The organism is Rhodobium orientis (genome assembly GCF_003258835.1).
Classification (GTDB): domain Bacteria; phylum Pseudomonadota; class Alphaproteobacteria; order Rhizobiales; family Rhodobiaceae; genus Rhodobium; species Rhodobium orientis.
Genome location: NZ_NPEV01000018.1, coordinates 48,971 through 69,860, shown reverse-complemented (window position 1 = coordinate 69,860; position 20,890 = coordinate 48,971). Strand labels below are relative to the sequence as shown.

The window sequence follows — 20,890 nt, the reverse complement described above, 5'->3', positions numbered from 1 at the left end:
TGCCTTGCGTGCGATCCTCGATCCGAACCCATCCCGGCCTTTGCGCCGGACCTGGAACGACACGGGAGGCCCCGATGACCCGACTTTGGACGATGGCCGCGCTGGTCGGCGTGATGGTGTTTTCCGCCGGCAACGCGCTCGCCCATCACGGCTGGCGCTGGACGACCGGCGACAACATCGAACTCACCGGCATCATCCGGACGGTGCAGCTCGGCAATCCGCACGGTGTGCTGACGGTCGATGCCGAAGGCGAGATGTGGACCGTGGAGGTCGGCCAGCCCTGGCGCAACGAGCGCGCGGGCCTCAAGGACGGCGACCTTGCCGAGGGCGTCGAGGTCCGCATCGTCGGCGAGCCCTCGGCCGACATGACCAAGCGCCTGATGAAGGCCGAGAAGATCTATCTCGGCGACAAGGAATACCTGCTCTATCCCGACCGTGACTGAGGGATTCCTCGCCGCCGCCGCGTTCCTCGGAGACACGGCAGTGGCGCACTATCTGCGGTTTTCGCGCTACGGCTATGCGGCCGTTAGCGCGACGCACATCTTCGGCATCGCGCTCCTTGTCGGCGCGGTGCTGCCGCTCGACCTGAAGCTGCTGGGGTTCTGGAAACCCGCCGACCGGCTGTCGCTGGTGCGGGTATTGGTGCCGACAGCGGCGACTGGCCTTCTCATCGCCATCGCGAGCGGCGTGTTGCTGTTTTCCGTGCAGCCGGCCGACTACCTCAAGCTCCCGGTCTTCCTCGCCAAGATGGGAATCGTTGCGGCCGGTATCGTCACAGCGCTCACCCTGCACGCCCGCCACGGCCTGTGGCTGGAGCGCGCCGCGCAAGAAAAGCGGTTCTGGCTGCCGGGCCTGTCTATCCTCTGGTGGCTGTCGGCGCTGGCCTGCGGGCGGCTGATTGCGTTTGCCGGATGAGGCGCCGGCGCGTTTGCGACCCGTGTTTGCCCGGTCCAAGGCTACTACCAATGCAAATAAAAAATTGTTTATATTTTTACTACTTCTATTAGTTGTATATCTGACTGGGTTCGCGTAACCTTTTGACATCGTCCTCGCGATGCAAAGAAGGTATGGCGACTATGAAAACGACGACAGCCTTTCTGCTCGGTGCTGCCTTTGTCCTGGCGCCGACTCTTGCGTCCGCCGATCCGACCACAACGTTCACCTGCCGGAGCGGGCGCCTCTGCAATCTGGTCTGCAACAACAGCGGCTCGACCACACAGCTCGTCAATCTCACGGATGTCGAGTCCGGCAACATCTACATGCAAGGGACGGCCATCCTCTATGAGATGCTGCGCGGTGATGGCAGCGAACCGGCGCTCATCAGCGTTTCCAACAACACCTATTGCTACCTGACCGAGTCCGGCCCGGAATAGGCGACGCCTGCCCTACGCTGCGGGCGCGACCTTGCCGTCGCCCACCCCGCGTTCGCCGATGGTGACGGCCTGGAGCTGGCGGGTGGCGAGCCAGAGCACGATGACGGCGCCGGCCTGGTGGGTCAGCGCCAGGTGCATCTGCACGACGTGGAGGAGCGTCAGGACGCCGATGGTCGCCTGCGCGAAAACCAGCACGGCGAGCGCGATGGCGCGGCGGGAGAACGCCGTGCCGGCATAGGCCCGCAGCGTCGCCCACAGGTGCAGGAGCGCGAGGACAAACAACAGATAACCGGCCATGCGGTGGTCGAATTGAACCGTCAGGTGGTTTTCAAAGAAATTCCGCCAGGCCGGGGTCTCGAACAACAGCCCGTCGGGGATCAGCGCGCCGTCGATCAGCGGCCAGGTGTTGTAGATGAGGCCGGCCTTGATGCCGGCGACCAGCCCGCCGAGATAAATCTGCACGAACACCATGGCGAGCAGCAGATAGGCCGTGACCTTCGCCCAGCCGGCCCGCATCGGCGGGTCCTTTGCCGGCGCCAGGCTGCCGGCGAGCCAGACCGTGTAGGCGAAGATGATGCAGGCGAAGGTCAGGTGCGTTGCCAGCCGGTATTGCGAGACGTCGACCCGGTCGGCAAGGCCGGAGACCACCATCCACCAGCCGACGGCCCCTTGCAGCCCGCCGAGGATGAACAGCACCGCCAGCCGCGGCTTCAGCCACGGCTCCAGCCGGCCGCGCGCCCAGAAGACCAACAGCGGCACGAGGACGACGACGCCGATCAGCCGGCCGAGCAGGCGGTGCGCCCATTCCCACCAGAAGATGGTTTTGAACTCGTCGAGGCTCATGCCCTTGTTGACGAGGTCGTATTCCGGGATTTCCTGGTATTTGGCGAACTCTTCCTGCCACTCGGCGGCATTGAGCGGCGGGATGGCGCCGTGGATCGGCTTCCATTCGGTGATCGACAGGCCCGAGTCCGTCAGCCGCGTGGCGCCGCCGACGACGACCATGGCCAGGATCAGCACCGCGACGACGGTGAGCCAGGTGCGGATCATCGTGCGGTCGGCGCCATACCTGCCGACCCTTCGTCCCTCGTCCATTCCGGCAATCGCTGCGACCATCGTTCTCACCGCTCCTTGAATGAAATGCTGCCTGTCGAATATCCCCGGCCGGAACCAGGCTCAAGGAGAAATGCCGCGCACGCGGCGTCTCGACAGGGACGGGCGAAAGGCGGTAGGCAGGCGGTAGCTTGGATCAACAACGGGAACAGACAATGCGGCAACGGGTGCGTAAACTGGTCGGGACGCTGATCCTCGTCGCCTTCGTCATCGTCTATGTGTTCCTGGCGATGATCCTCGGCGTCGCGCTGCTGCCGGGCACCACCAAGCTCGTGCAGATCGTCTATTACGTGATCGCCGGCTTTGCCTGGGTGTTGCCGGCCATGGCCCTCATTTCGTGGATGCAGAAACCCGATAAAGTGATTTAGGTTTTTCTGTTATTTTATTGTTTTTATTCTATTATTTCTGCGAAATGAATCGGAGCATTGTGGAGCGGCAGACTGGATTGCCGCGTCGGCCTATCGGCCTCCTCGCAATGACGTTGAAACACCTAAAGACTATCGACCGTCATTGCGAGCGGAGCGAAGCAATCCAGAGCGACGGTGCCCCAATCGACGGCGTACCGTGTTGAGACGGGCATGAGACCCCGGCTCGGGGGCCGGGGTGACGGCGGAGTTTGAAGCCATCGCTGGCGGGTAAAACGCGACCGGCGCGAGGCGCCGCGGTGGCCTCCCCCTACCCCGCACCCGCCAAAAAATCACGCCACGTTCAGCCGGCGGAACCCATTGTTGAGGGCGAGCGGGCCGCCGGTGAGCAGGATGTCGAGGTAGCGGATGGCCTGGAACTCGCCGTTGAGCGAGACCCGTGGCAGCGCCGTCATGTGGTCGACATGGTCGCCGTAGAGGAGGCCCGGGCGCGTCGTCACCGCGGTCTTGAAGCCGAGGTCGCGGACGATCTCGAAGTCGCGCGGGCCGGCGGCCATCGGGCTGCCATAGGGATAGGCGAAATGCTGGGGCCGGGTCCCGGTCATGCGGGCGATGCGGTCGGCGCCGGCGATAATTTCGTCGCGGGCGCGCTCGGCACCGAGCCGGGCGACGGCATAATGGTTGACCGTGTGGGCGCCGATTGAGGCGATCGGATCGGCCGAGAGTTCTCTGATCTCGCCCCAGGTCATGGCGAGTTCGGCGTTCATTTCCGCAAGGTCGAGGTCGGCGCGTTCGGCCATCCGGCGGATGGTCTCGCGCTGCTCGTCCTCGGTCGCGACCGTCGTCAGCCATTTCTGCAAGGTATCGAAGGTCTTCATCTTGTCGGCGGGGCGGACGCAGTCGAAAGAGCGCTCGCGGCCGTGCAGCGTCACCGTCAATTCGTTGCTGTGCCCGACGATCCGCTCCAGCGCCACCCACCACAGATCGATGGTGCGGTCGGCGAAGGCCGACGCCACGAACACGGTGAACGGCGCCCCGTAGCGCTTCAGGATCGGATAGGCGATCTCATAATTGTCCCTGAACCCGTCGTCGAAGGTGATGGCGACGAAGCGCCGTCCGTCGGGGTTCTGGATCCGCTCGGGCACCTCATCGAGGGAGACGATGTCGTAGTCCTGGGCGCGCAGGTATTCCAGCACGGACACCAGATAGTCCGGCGTGATCTCCAGAAAGGCGTTGGGGCTGAAGCCCTTTGCCGGCTCGCGCGCGATGCGATGCAGCATCAGGATCGCACCCAGCCCTTGCGTGAACGGCGCCAGCAGCCGGTGCGTCCCCGTGAAATAGAGGGCGTTCAGACCAGCCTTGTAGGCATCGCGTTTCGACAATCCCGCCATAGTCGCCATGGGTCACAAACCGCTTGGTTCGAAATCTTCACTCCTGACGCCAGCAATGACGCCGGCCGGCGCAACGGTGCCGCCAAGACCAAGCATAGAAGATGCGCCTTTAAAAACCTTGAACCCGGATGTGCGCATCGATCCCGATTGATTGGCGACCGCTCCCTCAAAGATGACGCAAGGACGTTTCGCGACCAAGGGAGCGGTCCCGTTTATCTTTCGTAAAGGTTAACGCGCTCGTGGGCGCGCGACTGCCTGGCCGCGGCGAAGCAAAACCCTCTCATGGCATAGTCCTTGCTGCCGTCCCGACAGAAAATGACCCACCGGTCCGAATTGATACATCCGGCATGCCTTGCCGGTGTTTCGAAACGGTCCGCCAAAAAGGGACTCCGCCATGTCGACGGACCAAATTCATCCGTCCGGAATGCGATCGCCGCCGATCGACCTCGGACCGCGCAGCGCCTGGGCCAGCCGGTTTTCCAGGCTGTTCGGCGCCCGGATCACGGTCGATGTCTATATCGCAGTCGAAATGCTGGCGATCTTTCTCGTCGGGCTTGTCATTGCCGAGATCTATGTGCGCGGCCGGCTCCAGGTCGATGCCTATTTCGCGGAGTACCTGACGCCGCTCCTCGTCGTGCCGGTTCTTGCCGCCTTTTTCCAGCGCCAGCACCGGCTCAACGATTTCGCCCAGCTCCGGCGTTTTTCCGCCACCATCGGCAAGGTCGCGCTCTCGCTCATCCTTGCCTTCGTCGCCGTCATCGTCATCGGCTTCGTTGCCGGCGTCGCCAACGACTATTCCCGCGTCTGGTTCGTCTCCTGGCTGCTGGCCTCCGTCGTCATCGTCACCGTGCTGCGCGCCATCGCGGCCCGGATCTTTGCCGGCCTTGCGGCCCGCGGCTTCATCCAGAAGACGGTGGCGATCATCGGCAATGCCGGGCTTGCCCGCGATATCGCCGAAGAGATCCGCACCTCCGACCTCGGCATCCGTGTCGCACGCATCTTCTCGCGCGAAGAGCCGCGCCCGGACGGCAATCCGGCCGGCGACATCGGCGAACTCGTCCAGTACGGCCAGGCCAACCACCTCGACACCATCATCGTCGCCGCCTCCATGATGTCGCCGAGCGACCTGGAGCGGATGCTGACGGCGCTCGCCGTGCTGCCGACCGAAGTGCAGCTCTATCTCGGTATCGGCAACGGCCATGTCCCGATAAGGGGCGTTTCGTCCCTCAACCAGCTTCGCCTCTTGGACATCCAGCGCAAGCCGATCTCCGACTGGTCCTATCTGGTCAAGGTGGTCGAGGACTATGCGGTGGCGAGCGTGGCGCTCGTCCTTGCCGCCCCGATCATGATCGGCGCCGCCATTGCCATCAAGCTGGACAGCGAGGGTCCGGTGTTCTTCCGCCAGCGCCGCCACGGCTTCAACCACCGGGTCATCAACGTCTTCAAGTTCCGCACCATGCGGGTGATGGAGGACGGCGACGAGTTCCGCCAGGCGGTGCGCGGCGATGCCCGCGTCACCCGGGTCGGCGCGATCCTCCGAAAGACCTCCATCGACGAGCTTCCGCAGCTCTTCAACGTGCTGCTCGGCGACATGTCCGTCGTCGGCCCCAGGCCGCACCCGATCGCCCTCAACGACCAGTATGCCGGCATGCTGGCGCGCTACGAGACCCGCCACCGGGTCAAGCCGGGCATCACCGGCTGGGCCCAGATCAACGGTTTTCGGGGCCCGACCGAGGACCCGGACCTGATGGGCAAGCGCGTCGAATACGACCTCGACTACATCGAGAACTGGTCGCTCTGGATGGACCTCAAGATCCTCGCCGCGACGCCCTTCTTCGGCATCGTCCACAAGAACGCCCTTTAACCGCCCGACATCACCGCAACGAAAGTGAGCGCCGACATGAACACGCCCTTCAAGCCTCCGCATCCCGCCGCAAGGAGCGGCGACGCCGCAATCTCGAAGAACGCCCTCGGCATCGCCGCGGAAGCCGAGCGGTTTGCGGCACGCTTCGGTGCCGACCGCCAGCGGCGCGTGCTGATCGTCGGCGGCGCCGGCTATATCGGCGGCCCTGTCGCGAGCGAACTGCTGCGGCACGGCGTTGCCGTCACCAATCTCGACCTGCTGGTCTATAACCATCAGTCGGCGATGATGGGTGCCCTGCCCCATCCGGACTACGATTTCGTGTTCGGCGACATGGGCAACCCGGACGATCTCGACCGGGCCCTTGAGGACGTCACCGACGTCGTCATCCTCGGCGGGCTGGTCGGCGATCCGATCACCAAGAAATTCCCGGCGGAGGCCCACAAGGTCAACGACGTCGCCGTTGAGACCTGCATCGACCACCTCAACGGCAGGGGCCTCAACAAGGTCATCTTCGTCTCCACCTGCTCCAACTACGGGCTGATGGACGAGGGAACGCTGGCCCGCGAGGACAGCCCGCTGACGCCGCTGTCGCTCTATGCCGAATCCAAGGTGGCGATCGAAAAGCACCTGCTGTCGCAGGAAGGCAAGGTCGACTATTCGCCGACGATCCTGCGCTTTGCCACGGCCTTCGGCCTCGCCCCGCGCATGCGCTTCGACCTCACCGTCAACGAGTTCACCCGCGAGCTGGCGCTCGACAAGGAGCTCTTGGTCTACGATGCGGACACCTGGCGGCCCTATTGCCATGTCAGCGATTTCGGCCGGCTGATCCGCCACGTGCTGGAGTTCCCGGTCGACGAGGTCGCCTTTGAGGTCTTCAACGCCGGCAGCGACGCCAACAACCACACCAAGCAGTCGATCGTCGATTTGGTGCTGACCCGCCTGCCGGACCGCAAGGTCGCCTACAAGTCGAACAGCACCGACCCGCGGAACTACCGGGTCAGCTTCCAAAAGCTCCACGACAAGCTCGGCTTCGAATGCCGCTACACGGTCGAGGACGGCATCGACGAGATCCTGTGGGCGCTCGATGCGCACCTCCTCGACGAGGTTGAAGAGCGCCGTTCATTCTTCGGTAACTACGAACTTACCCGAAGCTGACCGATGCGGGCGCCGGGGCCGCTTTTTCGGCCGCCCTGGCGCGCTTCTTGCCACGTATTCGCCGACTGACCACGAATGGGACAATTGAGATGCCTTGTAATCGCATCGTTATTCTCGCTGGGGGCAAGGGAACGCGGCTTCGGCCCTTCACTGCGACCTTCCCCAAGCCGCTGGTTCCGGTCGGCGACAAGCCGATCCTGGAAGTGCTCTTGCGCCAGCTTTCCGCGCAAGGGTTCACCGACGTCACGCTGACGCTCGGGCACCTTGCGGAGTTCTTCCGCGCCTTCATCGCCCAGCACAAGACGCTGGCGGAGAAGATCAACTTCTCCTTCGTCGAGGAAGAGGCGCCGACCGGCACGGCCGGTTCGCTCGCCAGCGTGCCAAATCTGGACAGCACCTTCATGGTGATGAACGGCGACCTCCTAACCGACCTCAATTTCCGCGACCTCTGCGATGCCCACCAGGCATCGGGCGCGGCGCTGACGATTGCGGCCCATTCCAAGAAGACCAAGATCGACCTCGGCATCCTGGAGGCCGACGACAACGGCGTTCTCACCAATTACATCGAGAAGCCGGAGCACACCCACACGGTCTCCATGGGCGTCTATGTCTACGAGCCGCGGGTGCTGAACTACATCGAGAAGGACCAGTATCTCGATTTCCCGGACCTCGTCCTGAAGCTGCTGGATGCCGGCGAGAAGGTCCGCATCCACAAGTCGGACGCCTTCTGGCTCGATATCGGCCGGCCCGACGACTACGCCCTCGCCCAGGACATTTTCGAACAGGACCCGATGCGGTTCTCTTGCGGAGCATGACGATGGATTGGAAATACACACTCTCCGAGCCGGTGCTCGGCGACGAAGAAAAAGCCGCCGTCCTGTCGTGCCTTGAGTCCGGCTGGCTCTCCATGGGTCCGAACACGCAGGCCTTCGAGAAGCGGTTTTCCGAGCTGACCGGCGCCAAGCACGCCATCGCGGTCGCCAACGGCACCGCCGCGCTGCACCTGGCGCTGGCCGCCCTTGAGATCGGCGCGAGCAAGACGGACGAGGTCATCCAGCCCTCGATCAACTTCGTTGCCGCGGCGAACATGACCAAGGCCGTCGGCGCCAAGCCGGTCTTTGCCGACATCGTCGCCCTCGACGAGCCGACCATCGCTCCAGCCGAGATCGAACGGCACATCACGCCGAACACCAAGGCCGTCGTCGTCATGCATTACGGCGGCTATCCGGCGCGCATGGCCGAGATCCTCAAGATCTGTGAGGCGCACGGCCTGCCGCTGATCGAGGACGCCTGTCACGCGCCGCTCTACCGGATGGACGGGTTTTCCGGCCGCGCGCTCGGCACGCTCGGAGCTGTGGGCTGCTTCTCATTCTTTTCCAACAAGAACATGACGACTGGCGAAGGCGGCATGGTCACCACCGACGACGACGCATTGGCCGCGAAGATCCGCAATCTGCGCTCGCACGGCATGACGTCGCTCTCCTGGGACCGCCACCACGGCCGGCCGGCGACCTATGACGTCACCGCGCACGGCTACAACTACCGCATCGACGACCTGCGCGCCGCCCTCGGCCGCGCCCAGTTGGAGCGCCTCGACGACCTCAACGCGCTGCGCCAGGGCCACGCCCGCGCATACGCCGACCTCGTCGCCCGCGCATCCGACACCGGCATGCGGTACCTCTATGGCAGCGACCCCGAAGGTGGCACGGCGCATCTCGCCGGCATCCTCGTGCCGCGCGAAGCGCGCAATCCGATCCGCCAGATGCTCGCCGACAACGGCATCCAGTCGAGCCTGCACTATCCGCCGGTGCATCTCTTCACCGCCTTTGCCGACACGGCCTCCGATGCCCTCCCGCTGACGGAAGCGTTCGCGGAAAGCATGATCACCCTGCCGATGCACGCCTATCTGCCGGACGCAGCGCCGGAGGACATCATCGGTCTCATTGCGGAAAGCCTTTTGCGCCATGCAGCCTGAGACCCGCCAGCCCCGTTCCGACAACGCCCGCGCGGACAACCGCGCGGTGCTGTTCCTTGCCCAGTTGCCGCCGCCGCATCACGGCCAGTCCGCCGTTGCCGCGACGGTGAAGAGCATCCTGGAACGGGATGCGGGTCTTGACGTGCTCCAGAAATGGCGCGGCGGCGCCGCCACCAACAACGACGTCGGCAAGCGCAGCCTCGGCAAGTATTTCGGCTTTCTGGCCCTTCTCCTCGACCTTGCCTGGATGCTCGTCTCCGGCCGCCGGTTCCGGCTCGCCTATCTCGGCATGGCGCCCTGGGCCCATACCGCGATCCGCGACGCGCTCCTTGCCGGCATGGCCCGGCTGCTCGCCGACCGGGTCTGGCTCCATGTCCATGGCGACGGGCTTGAAGACATCCTCACGGGCACGGGCCGGAAGGCGACGCTGATGCGCTTTCTGTTGCGCGGGACCGAATTGATCGCGATCACCGCCGACACCGGCCGCCTAGGGCGCCGTTCGGACCTCTTTTCCCACGTCATCGACCTGCCGAACATCGCGGCCGACCCGGGCGGGCGTGCGACCGCACCGCATTCCCCGCTCACCGTCGGCTGCCTCGGCAATCTCGATCCCAGAAAAGGCGTCCTCGATTTCGTCGACGCCATCGGCCGGCTCGAGAACTCCGGTATTCCGGTTGCCGCCACGATGGTCGGCGGGCCGACCGCCCAGCTTTCCGTCGAGGGTCTTGAGGCGCGCGTCGCCGAACGGGGCGTCGCGGACTCCATCGCGGTCACCGGCCGGGTGTCCGAAGACGAAAAAAGCCGCATCCTCGGCGGCCTCGACGTCTTCCTCTATCTGTCGCGCCACGATCTTGCGCCGCTGGCGCTGATCGAAGGGCTCGCCCATGGCGCCGCGCCGATCGTGCTTAATGTCGGCGGGCTTGCCGAGATGGTCGGCCCGGAGCTTTCCCGCAATGTGCTCGATCCGTCGCTCACCGGCACCGCCCTCCTCGATGCCATCGAGACAATCTTTGCCGCCTATAAGGCCGATCCGGCCCTCCTGGAACGGGACAAGGCGGCCGCCCGCACCCAGTACCTGAAAGAATTCAGCCCGGAACGCTATCGCAACCGGGTGCTCAAGGAGTTGTCATGGGATCCCAAGCAGCCCGCCTTGCCGCCGACGCCTGCCCCGAGCATCGGGGAGGTCCGACCGTGAAGCAACTGGTGCTCTCCACGCTGCGCGCGGTCCATGTGCCGTTCCAGATGCGCGAGCTGCCGGAGCGGGTGGCGATCTATTTCCATGACCTGGAACCGACCCAGTTCGGCAAGTTTTCCGAAGCCGTCGGTCATTTCCTCGACCACGGCTACCGGACGGTGACGGCCGGCGAGTACACCGACCCGGGCGCCAGCGGGAAGCTTCTCTTCGTCTCCTTCGACGACAATTTCCAGAGCTGGCACCGGGCGCTGCGCCCGCTCGACCGGCTGGGCGCCACCGCGACCTTCTACGTCAACACCGGCGTCATGCGCGACGAGGCCTCAGCCTCCGACATCGCCGCCTATTTCGGGCGCATTCGCTATCAGGGCGCGAGCCCGACCCTGTCGCGCCAGGAGCTGAAGGAAATCCACGACGCCGGCCACGCCATCGGCTGCCACACCCACACCCACCGGCGGCTGCCGCAGATCGACCGCGGCGAATGGGCGAACGAGATCGACCGCTCCAAGGCCTATCTGGAGGACTTCTTCGGCGACGAGGTCGTCGATTTCTCCTATCCCTACGGCATGCGGCGGCATTTTTCCGAAAGCCTCAAGGCCTACTGTTCCAATATCGGCTTTCGCACCATCGCAACGGCGATCTCCGGACTCCAACTGCGGTCTTTCCGGGATCCGCTAACGCTGCACCGTACCGGCTGGAAGTTTGAAAACAGTCTTGAACGCAACCTGGAGGATTTGAGGATCAACGGCTCGCTCTATGCCGCGCTGACCGGAAGGAGCCTCACAGGATGAGCCTTTCCGCTCGCCTTTCCTCCCTGTTGCAGCGGGACGTCACCTATTCGGTGATGAGCCAGGTGTTCGTCAGCGGCTTCAATTTCGCCGTCGGCATCGCCGCCGCGCGCCTGCTCGGCATCGCCGATTTCGGCGTCTTCACGCTGATCCTGATGATCGCCATGGTGATCTCGGTGGCCCAGGGCCACGTGCTGACCATGCCGATGATGACGTTCGCCGGCTCTCGGCCGATGCGCTCTAAGAGCTATTTCGCAACGATCTGGGCGCTCGGCCTGGTGTTCTCCGCCCTCGGCGGTGCCGCCATGATGCTGATATTGCTCCTGATCGGGGCGCTGCGCGGCGACAGCTTCTCGCCGGACGTGCTCCTTGCCAGCGCCGCCATCACCTTTGCCCAGAACCAGCAGATCATGCTGCGGCGCATCCTCTTTGCCCAGCGCCGGCGCCTGTTCGCGGCCGGCCTCGATATCGTGCGCCTTGCCGTGATGGCGGTCGCCGCCGCCGTCATCGTCTTCGAAGCCTTTTCCGTCGATGTGGCAACGCTGCTCTATCTGCTGGCCGCTTCGGCGTTGCTGGCGACCCTTCCGTTCTCGCTCGGCCTGATGCGCGGGCCCTACAAGAAGCGGCTCTTTACCGCCGTGCTCGCCCGCCACTGGCCGATGTCGCGCTGGATGATCCTGATGCTTCTGGTCTCGCTCGGCCAGGAACAGGCGATCTGGGTCATCGTCGGCGTGGAACTCGGCGATACCGCCATCGGCGGGCTCCGGGCCGCGCAATACATGCTCGGCATCACCCACACCATCACGCTGGCGATGGAGAACCACATCCCGCGCAACGCCGCCGAACAGCTCCGGCTGAAGGGCCGCGAGGGCCTGCGCGACTACCTGCTCGGCCAGTCCGCCTTCCTCGGCGGCGCCGTCATCGCCCTCATCGTCCTGGTCTCGGTCTATTCCAGCGAAATGCTGACCGCCGTCTTCGGGCCGCAATATGCCGAATATGCGCATCTCACGCATATCCTCGGCATCACCTACTCCCTGATCGTCATCAACAGCATCTGGACGCACTATCTGCGCGCCATCGAGGACACCAGGAGCGTGTTCCTGTCCTACACCGTCTCCTCGGCCGCCGCCGTGATCCTGATCTACCCCCTGATGCGCGGCTTCGGGCTGGAGGGCGTCGCCATCTGCCTCGGCATCGCCCATGCGGTCTGCGTCAGCCTGGTGCTTTCCGTCATCATCCGCGACCAGCGCAAGGCCGCCGCCGCCAGGCGCGGCACGCCGGCCAACACCGCCTATCCTCCCATAAGCCCCCATTCAGATGGAGCCCTGTCGTGACCCTCTCATCCAGCACGACGCCCGACGACGCCCCTCACGACCGGCCGGCGCCGAAGGCCGAGGCCCGGCGCCGCGCGTTCGGACGCCTCGCCCTTCGCGAGCGCGCCTCCGGCGCGGCACGGACGGGCACGGCATCGGCGACCATTGCCGGCGAAGCGGGCGTTGCCGGGACCGATCGGGCGCCGACCGTCAGCTTCCTGACGCTCGTCCTCAGCCACTACCGGATCCCGTTCCACACCATCGTGCGGGACATCCTCGCCGAGCACGGCGTCAACTATCGCCTGATCTACAGCGATCCGGTCGGCTCCGATGCCAAGAAGGGCGACACACTGGAACTGCCCTGGGCGGTCAAGATCCCGGTCAAGCGCATCCCGATCCCGGGCGGCGAGCTCTACTGGCAGAACGCACTCGCAGCGACCCGGGGCTCGGCACTCACCGTGATCTCGCAGGAAAACAAGCTGCTCGTGAACTATCTGCTGCAGGCGCGATATCTCCTTTCCGGCAGCCGTCTCGCCTTTTTCGGGCACGGCAAGAATTATCAGGCGAACCGGCCGGACGGCTGGCGCGAAAAGCTGAAGGCGCAGCTTGCGACCCGCGTCCACTGGTGGTTCGCCTATACGCCGGGCGTCAAGAAGATCGTCGAGGACTACGGCTTTCCCGGCGAGCGCATCACCGTCAACTACAACAGCATCGATACCGGTGCGCTGAAAGGCCAGCTTGAAGCCGTGACGGCCGAGGACATCGCGGCCCAGAAGGCGGCGCTCGGCATCGCCTCGGACAATATCGCCATCTATATCGGCGGCATGTACCAGGAAAAGCGGCTGCCGTTCCTGATCGAAGCGGCGGAAAGGATCCGCGAGACCGTGCCGGACTTCCATCTCGTCATGGTCGGCTCCGGCTCGCACTCCGAGATCGCCCAGATCGCCGCGGCGAGCTGCGACTACATCCACTTCCTCGGCCCGCGCTTCGGACGGGAAAAGGCGACGCTCCTGAAGATGGCGAAGGCCTTCGTCATGCCGGGCCTCGTCGGCCTTGCCATCATCGACTCCTTCGCCGCCGGCTGCCCGATGGTGACGACGAACGTTCCCTACCATTCGCCGGAGATCGAATATCTGAGCGACGGCGAGAACGGCCTGATCACGTCCGATCCGGAGAACGTTGCCGACTATGCCGACGCCGTCGCCGCCCTCCTCACCGACGACGCCCTGCAGGCGCGCCTGGCGGACGGGGCGAGAGCCTCGGTCGAGGACTACACGATCGAGCGCATGGCACGGAATTTCGCGGAAGGCGTGCTGGCGGCCATCAGCTGAGGACGAACGCTACTCCGTCATCGCGAGGAGGCCGACAGGCCGACGCGGCGATCCAGGCCGGCATGCTCCGAGCGTGCGGCCCCTGGATTGCCGCGCTCGCTTCGCTCGCTCGCAATGACATTGGATGGGTGGGATCAAGGTCCGCCATAGCTGCATCTGGCATCACAAGCAAAAGAAAGCCGCGAGGTCATTGCTCCCGCGGCTTTCTTTTGTCGCTGACGATTGCGAACCGTGATGCCCCCGGCCGTGCCCCCGTCAGACGAGCGCCGGACGCTGCGTCCGCACCGGCGCGCTTGCCGCAAAGAGCGGGCGGCGCGGCGGGCGCTGGCGGACCGGCTGCCAGCTCGGCGGCAGGGTGTCCTGGTCCGGGCCGTAGCGGGTCAGCGCGACGAAGGCGGCGTAGAAGGCGACGACCGTGCCGATGTAGTTGTGGTGGAGGATGGTGAACTCCATCGTCCCGCCGATCAGGAACACCGACAGCAGGATGACCAGCACGAGGCGGGGTCCCTCCTCGACCGTGCGGTTGAAGATGACGGCACCGGCGATGAGGCAGAGGGCGGCCAGCAGCACGAGGCCGACGAGGCCGAGCGAGACCAGCGCCTCGATGGCGGCGTTGTGGAAGGTGGCGGTCAGGAAGTAGCGGAAATGCTGCCAGAACTGCCAGGCCGGCGAGAACGGGTCTGCATCGAAGAAGCCGGTATAGCCGAAACCGAGGACGGGGCGTTCGGCGATGTTCTCGAAGGCCAGCCGCCAGAGGTCGGTGCGGCCGGTGAAGGTGGCGTCGCGGCCGAGGACGTCGATCGCCGCGCCCGAGCCGATGACCGGCAGGGCCATGATGGCACAAAAGAACAGAACGACCATGGCAAACGCGAGCAGCGCCCGGTAGGGCCCGGAGAGGCGGAGCAGGACCGAGGCCGGCGTGAGGAGCACGACGACGAGGACGGCGGTCGCCGAACTGGTCAACACCAGGGCGCCGAGCGCCATCAGGCCGACCGAATAGCGCCAGAACGCCCCGATGCCGATGAGCTTGCCGTTCAAGGCCAACAGGAAGGTGCTGGCGAAGACGAAGCCGGCAAAATTCTTCGACGACATGACGCCGCGGAATTCCCAGCCATCGACCCAACCGCCGCCATAGCGCGCCTGCAGCACCTGGTCGGGCGCGACGACGTAGAGGACCAGCGAGGCGACGAGGCAGAAGACGGTGACGCGGAAATAGATCCTGAGCACCTCGGCCGGACGGAAATGCACCGAAAGCACATAGGAGGCGATGACCAGATAGGTGAGCACGACGGTGTTCGTCACGGTCATCTTGGTGCCGACGGACCACAGCGCCGACAGTGCGGCAACGCCCGGAATGACCATGCCGGCAAGGAACTGCCAGCCGAGGCCGCGATGGAGCGCGGAATAGAGCAGCAAGAGGAGCGCGATGCCGTACTGGGCGGCGAAGATGGCCAGATAGACCGGGTTGCTGGCCGCGGAATCGCGGGTGGTCATGCCCTCGTTGACCTTGTCGGCGAACAGGAACTGGAAGGACTGGGTGGCAAAGATGATGAGCAGCACGGCAAGGACCGCGGCGAGCGTGCGCTCCCAGGCGTGCGAGGCGGCCGGGTTGGCGCTTGCGTGGTCGGCCGTTGCGTAGGCGGTCATCATCCGTCTCTCCTGCCCTTGCGGCAAAGCGTGGCGGTCAGGACCCGAAGATCATTCGGCCGCATCGACGACGAACACGCTCCCGTTCCGCTTGCCCGGGCGGGCGCGCAGGTTTTCGGCGGAGCGCTTCAGGGTCGCCTCGTCGACCTCGCCGGAGCGGATGACGAGGCAGGAGGCATCGGCGCTTTCGCTGAACGGGGCGAGCGCGTCGCTACGGCCGCCGATCGGCCCGTCGATGACGATCAGGCTGACGTCGGGAAGCCGGCGCATGACGGCGTTCTTGATCTTGTCGGCGGTCAGCGACGACGACCAGTCGAAGCCGGAGGTGCGGCCGGCCGGCAGGATCATGACGAGGCCGCCCGGATCGAGCACCAGCGCGTCCTGCAGCCGGGCCCTGCCGTTGACGACGTCGAAGAAGCCGATCTCGGGATCGTCGACGCGCAGGGCGCTGAGCGTGCGCCGCGTCGCGTCGCCGTCGACCAGCAGAACCTTCTCGCCGCGACGGGCGGCCGCCAGCGCCAGGTTGAAGGCGACGGTCGTCTTGCCGTGGTTGAGGCCGGGCGAGGTCACCAGCACGGTCTTGACGTCGCCGCCGGGGCCGTAGGGGCGCAAATTCTCCAGCAGGTCGCCGATGGCGAGTGCGGTCGGCGACAGCGGATCGTCGGCGACGAATTCCGGCAACCCCTCGTCGGAGGAATGGGTCGGATAGATCGGGATCGAGGCCAGCAGAGGCAGGTTGGAGATCTGGCTGATCTGTTCCGGCGAGGAGATGCGGGTCGACAGTGCCTCGCGGCCGAAGGCGAGCATGGTGCCGACGCCGGCGCCGGCGAAGAGGCCGAGAAGGACGATCAGGATCGAGCCCGGACCGTCGGGCCGCATCGGCACGATGGCGCGCGAGACGATACGTGCCGCCGTGGTGTCGACCTGGCGCTGTTCCGACAGCTCGCGGGCGCGGACCAGGAAGGCCTCGTAGACGGCGCGCTTGGCGTCGGCATCGCGCTGCAATTCGCGCAGGCGCACCATCGCGTCATTGGTGCGGTGGGTGCCGGACTTCAGCGTCTCGATGCGGGCGCGGACCTTATCCTCATGGGCCCTGGCGCGCTCGTAGTCGGCCTCGGTGGCCGCGGCGATGCGGTTCAGTTCGCCGACGATCTGGCGGCGCGCGGAATCGATCTCGGCCTTGGCCGCCTGCATCCGCGGATGGCTCGGCAGAAGCTGGGCGGACAGCGCCTCGCGGCGCTGAACGGCCGCGCCGTAGCGGTCGCGCAGGCGGGTGATCGTCTGCGAGGTGATCGCCTCCGGCAGCGGCTGCGACATGTCGCCGGTGTTCTTGATGCGGCGCACCTGTTCCAGCTTGGACAGCGCCGTCGCCGTCTGGTTGGACGCCTGGGTCAGGAGCTGGTTGGCCTGGGAGAGTTCCTGCTCGTTGATCAGCGAGCCCGTCGAGGTGACGATGTTGTTCTCGAACTTGTACGTCTCGACCGCCTCTTCGGCGGCGCTGAGCTGCCGGCGCAGCTCGTCGAGCCGGCCGGTGAGCATTTCGGAAGCGCGGCCGGCAAGGCCCGACTGGGCATCGGCTTCGGAGTTGATGTAGACGTCGGCGATGGCGTTGGCGAGCCGGGCCGACTTAGCGCCGTCCTTGGTCTTGACGTTCAGCTCGACGATATAGGAGCGCTTCGGGCGCTGGGCGCGCACGGCCTCCTGTAGATTGTAGAGTGCCTTGATGTCCGGCTGGATCGAGCGTCCGCCGCCGGCAAGGCTGCCGAGGAAGCCGGTAATGGCAGAGAGCGCCCCGCCGCCGCCGACGAATTCGCGGTCCTCGCCGAGATGTTCGCGCGCCACGACCTTGGCCAGGACGTCGTTCGACGTCATCACCCGCATCTGGCTTTCCACCATGGCGATGCCGCCGTCATTGGTCTCCGACGTCGGCGTGATCTCGCGGTCGACGACCTGCAGGCCGCGCGGATTGATCAGGATCCGCGACATGGCGACGTAGTTGCGCTCGCGGCCGAAGGCGTAGACGGCGGCGATGGTGGCAAAGATCAACGCCGTGACGACGACGGTGCGCCTATGCCGCATCAGGATGGAGATGACGTCGCCGATGCCGAAGGCCGGCGTGCGCGGCTCGGCATAAACCTGGGGCATATGGGCGACCGGAAGGGCCATCTGGCTGTTCGGCGGAAAACTGTTCATGGCGCTATCACCGTCGGATCGGGGGACAGAGTGTTCGAACGAGGCCTGGACCGCGGCCGATATCTGTCCCGTTTTGAAGCAACCGGCCGCCGTTCGGCCGGATTGCCGTTGGTTTTGCAAGAAGCGCGCCGCAGCGCTGGCACCTGCTTCAGGCAAAGTTCTCCGCGTCGCCCGGCTCGGTGCCGCGGTCGGCATAGCGGGCAAGGCCGAGGGCCTGGGCGGCGAGCATCGTCAGATAGGCGGGATTGAGTAGGAGATAGCGGCGCCACAGGCGCTTCGGCTCGCGGCTCAGCCGGTAGGCCCATTCAAGGCCCCGGTCCTGGAACCAACGCGGCGCCTGGGACAAGAGCCCGGCATGGAAATCGAAGGCGGCGCCGACGGCGATCGCCGGCATGTCGAGGAGCCGGGCATATTCGTAGGCCCAGACCTCCTGGCGCGGGCAGCCGAGGCCGACGAAGACGAGCCGGGCGCCGCTCTCGCGGATCTCCTCGGCAATCGCCTCCTTTTCCTCCGCCGTGCTCTTTCGGAACAGCGACGGCCGGGCACCGGCGATGACGAGGCCGGGGAAGCGCTCGGCCAGGCGTTCCTGAAGGCGCTCCAGCACCTCCGGCTTGCTGCCATAGAGGTAAATGGGAAGGTTCTCGCGTGCGGCCCGTTCGCAGAGGCGCAGCGTCAGTTCCGGTCCATAGACGCGGTTCTTGAGCTTCGTGCGGTGCAGGAGATTGAGGGCCCAGCGCACGGGCTGGCCGTCCGGCGTGATGACGTCGAAGCTGTTGAGGCGGTAGCGGTGGCGCCGGTCGAGCACGCCCGTCATGACGCCGTGGACGGCGAGCGCCGCAACCTTGAAGCCGCGACGCGCCCGCGCCGCCCGGATGATGGCCTCGACGGCGCCGTCATAGTCGACAACGCTGACGCCGACGCCAAGAACGTTCTTCTTGCCGTTATCGATCATGGTTCTTTTGCCTGTTGGAGGACGGGCATTCGCCCGGCTGGGAAGGCCCCGCTCAGGAGGCCTCGCGCCAGCGGTCGCGATTGACGACGTAGATTTCCTCAAGGATGGCGGCGACGTCGTAGTCGCGCTTCCAGTCCGGATAGTGCGCCTCGAAGCGGCGGGTGTCGGAGATCCACCAGATGTGGTCGCCCATCCGGTTGGCTTCCGAATAGCTGTGGTTGAGCTTCAGACCGGTGATGTCTTCGCACAGGCGGATCGCTTCCAGCATGGAGCAGTTGGAATGGCGCCCGCCGCCCATGTTGTAGACCTCGCCGGAGCGCGGCTTCTGGAAGAAGTGCCAGAAGGCGTTCACCAGGTCGTTGGAATGGATGTTGTCGCGGACCTGTTTGCCGCCATAGCCGAACACGGTGTAGGGCGCGCCGGTGGCGGCGCATTTCATCAGATAGGCGAGGAAGCCGTGGAGCTGGGTGCCGCTATGGGCCGGGCCGGTCAGGCAGCCGCCGCGGAAGCAGGCGGTCTTCATGCCGAAATAGCGGCCGTATTCCTGCACCAGCATGTCGGCCGCCACCTTGGAGGCACCGAACAGGCTGTGCATGGACTGGTCGATCGTCATGGTCTCGTCGATGCCGTGGGCAAAGAACGGATGGCTCTCGTCGATCTCCCAGCGCTCGGCCTTTTCGACGAGCGGCAGGCCGTTCGGCGTGTCGCCATAGACCTTGTTGGTGGAGGTGAAGATGAACGGCACCTCCGGGCAGTGCTTGCGGGTCAGTTCCAGCAGAACCAGGGTACCGTTGGCGTTGATGGTAAAGTCCGTCAACGGCTCCTTGGCGGCCCAGTCGTGGGACGGCTGGGCGGCGGTGTGGATGATCAGGCAGAGATCGCTCGCCAGCTCCTCAAACAGCGCGCCCATCGCCGCCTCGTCGCGGATGTCCGCATTGACGTGGCGGTAGGCCGGCAAGTCCGCCGACAGCCGGTTGCGGTTCCATTCGGTCGAGGCCTCAGTACCGAACAGATATTTCCGCATGTCGTTGTCGATGCCGACGATGCGGTGGCCGCGGTCGGCGAAGAACCGGGCCGCCTCGGAACCGATGAGGCCGGCCGAGCCGGTGATGAGGACGACGTTGCGCATGGGTGCGATCTCCGAAAAAACAGTTGAAGCGGGAGGGGCCGGCCGCGGCCGCCTATTCGGCGGCCACCGCGACGTTGTCCATGCGGCTCAGCAACTGGTCGAAATAGTCGATGGTGCGGGTGAGGCCCGCCACCAGCGGCACCTTCGGCTCCCAATCGAGCGTCTCGCGAGCCTTGGTGATATCCGGCCGGCGCTGCAGTGGATCGTCCTGGGGCAGCGGCTTGAATTCCAGCTCGGAGCGCGAGCCGGTCATCTCGATGATGGTGGTGGCAAGCTCCAGGATGGTGATCTCGGCCGGATTGCCGAGATTGATCGGGCCCGGACCGCCGGCCTCGTGGCGCATATAGGCGACCATGCCGTCGATCAGGTCGTCGACATAGCAGAAGGAGCGGGTCTGGCTGCCGTCGCCATAGACGCTGATCGGCTCGCCGCGCAGCGCCTGGATGATGAAGTTGGAGACCACCCGGCCGTCGTTCGGATGCATGCGCGGGCCGTAGGTGTTGAAGATGCGGATGACGCGCGTGTCGAGGCCGTGCTGACGGTGGTAGTCGAAGAACAGGGTCTCCGCGCAGCGCTTGCCCTCGTCGTAGCAGGCGCGCGGGCCGATCGGGTTGACGTTGCCCCAATAGGCCTCCTGCTGCGGCGAGACGCTCGGGTCGCCATAGACCTCGCTGGTCGAGGCCTGCAGGATGCGCGAGCGGGTGCGCTTGGCCAGGCCTAGCATGTTGATGGCGCCGTGCACCGAGGTCTTGACCGTCTGCACCGGATCGAACTGGTAGTGGATCGGGCTTGCCGGACAGGCGAGATTGTAGATCTCGTCGACCTCCACATGGAGCGGGAAGGTCACGTCGTGGCGCATGAACTCGAACCGCGGGTCGGCTTCCAGATGCGCGATGTTGTACTTGGTGCCGGAATAGAGGTTGTCGACGCCGAGGACGTCGATGCCGTTGCCGTCGGCGAGCAGCCGCTCGCAGAGATGGGAGCCGAGGAAGCCGGCAGCGCCGGTCACCAGAATACGGCGGTTCTCCGGATAGGGGCTGTGCGTTGAAATATGAGTCACCGTGGATCGCCTCCCGCGCGGGGTTTGAAGAAGTTCCCGAATTGCGAGA

The 20,890-nt window shown here is 65.4% G+C and carries 19 protein-coding genes; 12 read left to right on the top strand and 7 right to left on the bottom strand.

Translation table 11 applies throughout. The features are described from left to right. The first annotated feature begins 74 nt into the window (after window positions 1-74). The 3 genes from CH339_RS10395 (at window position 75) to CH339_RS10385 (ending at window position 1,373) form a co-directional block, all read left to right on the top strand. Entirely contained in the window at window positions 75-443 is a 369-nt protein-coding gene (locus CH339_RS10395) for a DUF6152 family protein (protein ID WP_111434288.1), read from the top strand. A 40-nt stretch (window positions 444-483) separates the two neighbouring features. After that, window positions 484-915 (top strand): hypothetical protein, encoded by a 432-nt coding sequence (locus CH339_RS10390; protein WP_111434287.1) that lies wholly within the window; start codon window positions 484-486, stop codon window positions 913-915. 161 nt (window positions 916-1,076) lie between these two features. Then, the gene (locus CH339_RS10385; RefSeq protein WP_111434286.1) at window positions 1,077-1,373 is read left to right on the top strand and encodes a hypothetical protein; all 297 of its coding nucleotides are present in this window, start codon (window positions 1,077-1,079) and stop codon (window positions 1,371-1,373) included. Between the two features lie 12 nt (window positions 1,374-1,385). Here CH339_RS10385 and CH339_RS10380 read toward each other — a convergent pair whose 3' ends face one another. Then, complete coding sequence (locus tag CH339_RS10380) at window positions 1,386-2,489, bottom strand: COX15/CtaA family protein (protein ID WP_111434285.1); 1,104 nt, start codon at window positions 2,487-2,489, stop codon at window positions 1,386-1,388. Between the two features lie 152 nt (window positions 2,490-2,641). On the opposite strand from CH339_RS10380, the gene CH339_RS10375 reads away from it, so the two are divergent. Beyond that, entirely contained in the window at window positions 2,642-2,854 is a 213-nt protein-coding gene (locus CH339_RS10375; protein WP_111434284.1) for a DUF2842 domain-containing protein, read from the top strand. 329 nt (window positions 2,855-3,183) lie between these two features. On the opposite strand, the gene CH339_RS10370 is transcribed toward CH339_RS10375, so the two are convergent. Further along, window positions 3,184-4,251, bottom strand: coding sequence for a polysaccharide deacetylase family protein (locus CH339_RS10370; RefSeq protein WP_111434283.1), 1,068 nt, complete (start codon window positions 4,249-4,251; stop codon window positions 3,184-3,186). Window positions 4,252-4,636: 385 nt separating this feature from the next. Between CH339_RS10370 and CH339_RS10365 the strand changes: the two genes are divergently transcribed. The 8 genes from CH339_RS10365 to CH339_RS10335 all read left to right on the top strand — a co-directional run bounded on the left by CH339_RS10365 (window position 4,637) and on the right by CH339_RS10335 (window position 13,860). After that, on the top strand, window positions 4,637-6,106 hold the full coding sequence (locus CH339_RS10365) for an undecaprenyl-phosphate glucose phosphotransferase (protein WP_111434282.1): 1,470 nt from the start codon (window positions 4,637-4,639) through the stop codon (window positions 6,104-6,106). A gap of 36 nt (window positions 6,107-6,142) precedes the next feature. After that, window positions 6,143-7,261 (top strand): NAD-dependent epimerase/dehydratase family protein, encoded by a 1,119-nt coding sequence (locus CH339_RS10360; RefSeq protein ID WP_111434298.1) that lies wholly within the window; start codon window positions 6,143-6,145, stop codon window positions 7,259-7,261. Between the two features lie 89 nt (window positions 7,262-7,350). Further along, a complete protein-coding gene (locus CH339_RS10355) occupies window positions 7,351-8,076 on the top strand; it encodes a nucleotidyltransferase family protein (protein ID WP_111434281.1) in 726 nt (241 codons plus the stop codon). 2 nt (window positions 8,077-8,078) lie between these two features. Next, window positions 8,079-9,236, top strand: a complete 1,158-nt coding sequence (locus CH339_RS10350; RefSeq protein WP_170138484.1) for a DegT/DnrJ/EryC1/StrS family aminotransferase — start codon at window positions 8,079-8,081, stop codon at window positions 9,234-9,236. Beyond that, complete coding sequence (locus CH339_RS10345; RefSeq protein ID WP_111434279.1) at window positions 9,226-10,431, top strand: glycosyltransferase family 4 protein; 1,206 nt, start codon at window positions 9,226-9,228, stop codon at window positions 10,429-10,431. The genes CH339_RS10350 and CH339_RS10345 overlap by 11 nt, the downstream gene beginning before the upstream one ends. Further along, window positions 10,365-11,219 carry a polysaccharide deacetylase family protein gene (locus tag CH339_RS10340; protein ID WP_111434278.1) on the top strand — a complete coding sequence of 285 codons (855 nt, stop codon included), beginning with the start codon at window positions 10,365-10,367 and terminating at the stop codon, window positions 11,217-11,219. Before CH339_RS10345 ends, CH339_RS10340 begins: the two co-directional genes overlap by 67 nt. Further along, window positions 11,216-12,550, top strand: coding sequence for a lipopolysaccharide biosynthesis protein (locus CH339_RS24660; RefSeq protein ID WP_170138483.1), 1,335 nt, complete (start codon window positions 11,216-11,218; stop codon window positions 12,548-12,550). Before CH339_RS10340 ends, CH339_RS24660 begins: the two co-directional genes overlap by 4 nt. Beyond that, window positions 12,547-13,860, top strand: coding sequence for a glycosyltransferase family 4 protein (locus CH339_RS10335; protein WP_170138482.1), 1,314 nt, complete (start codon window positions 12,547-12,549; stop codon window positions 13,858-13,860). Before CH339_RS24660 ends, CH339_RS10335 begins: the two co-directional genes overlap by 4 nt. Before the next feature lie 255 nt (window positions 13,861-14,115). Here the strand turns inward: CH339_RS10335 and CH339_RS10330 are convergent, their stop codons facing one another. The 5 genes from CH339_RS10330 to CH339_RS10310 all read right to left on the bottom strand — a co-directional run bounded on the left by CH339_RS10330 (window position 14,116) and on the right by CH339_RS10310 (window position 20,841). Then, a complete protein-coding gene (locus CH339_RS10330) occupies window positions 14,116-15,510 on the bottom strand; it encodes an O-antigen ligase family protein (RefSeq protein ID WP_111434276.1) in 1,395 nt (464 codons plus the stop codon). Window positions 15,511-15,558: 48 nt separating this feature from the next. After that, a complete protein-coding gene (locus CH339_RS10325) occupies window positions 15,559-17,700 on the bottom strand; it encodes a GumC family protein (RefSeq protein ID WP_170138481.1) in 2,142 nt (713 codons plus the stop codon). 148 nt (window positions 17,701-17,848) lie between these two features. Continuing rightward, window positions 17,849-18,652, bottom strand: coding sequence for a WecB/TagA/CpsF family glycosyltransferase (locus CH339_RS10320; RefSeq protein WP_111434274.1), 804 nt, complete (start codon window positions 18,650-18,652; stop codon window positions 17,849-17,851). Between the two features lie 52 nt (window positions 18,653-18,704). Next, window positions 18,705-19,781, bottom strand: coding sequence for an NAD-dependent epimerase/dehydratase family protein (locus tag CH339_RS10315; protein WP_111434273.1), 1,077 nt, complete (start codon window positions 19,779-19,781; stop codon window positions 18,705-18,707). 52 nt (window positions 19,782-19,833) lie between these two features. Beyond that, window positions 19,834-20,841 carry a UDP-glucuronic acid decarboxylase family protein gene (locus CH339_RS10310; protein WP_245408132.1) on the bottom strand — a complete coding sequence of 336 codons (1,008 nt, stop codon included), beginning with the start codon at window positions 20,839-20,841 and terminating at the stop codon, window positions 19,834-19,836. Between the last annotated feature and the right edge of the window lie 49 nt (window positions 20,842-20,890).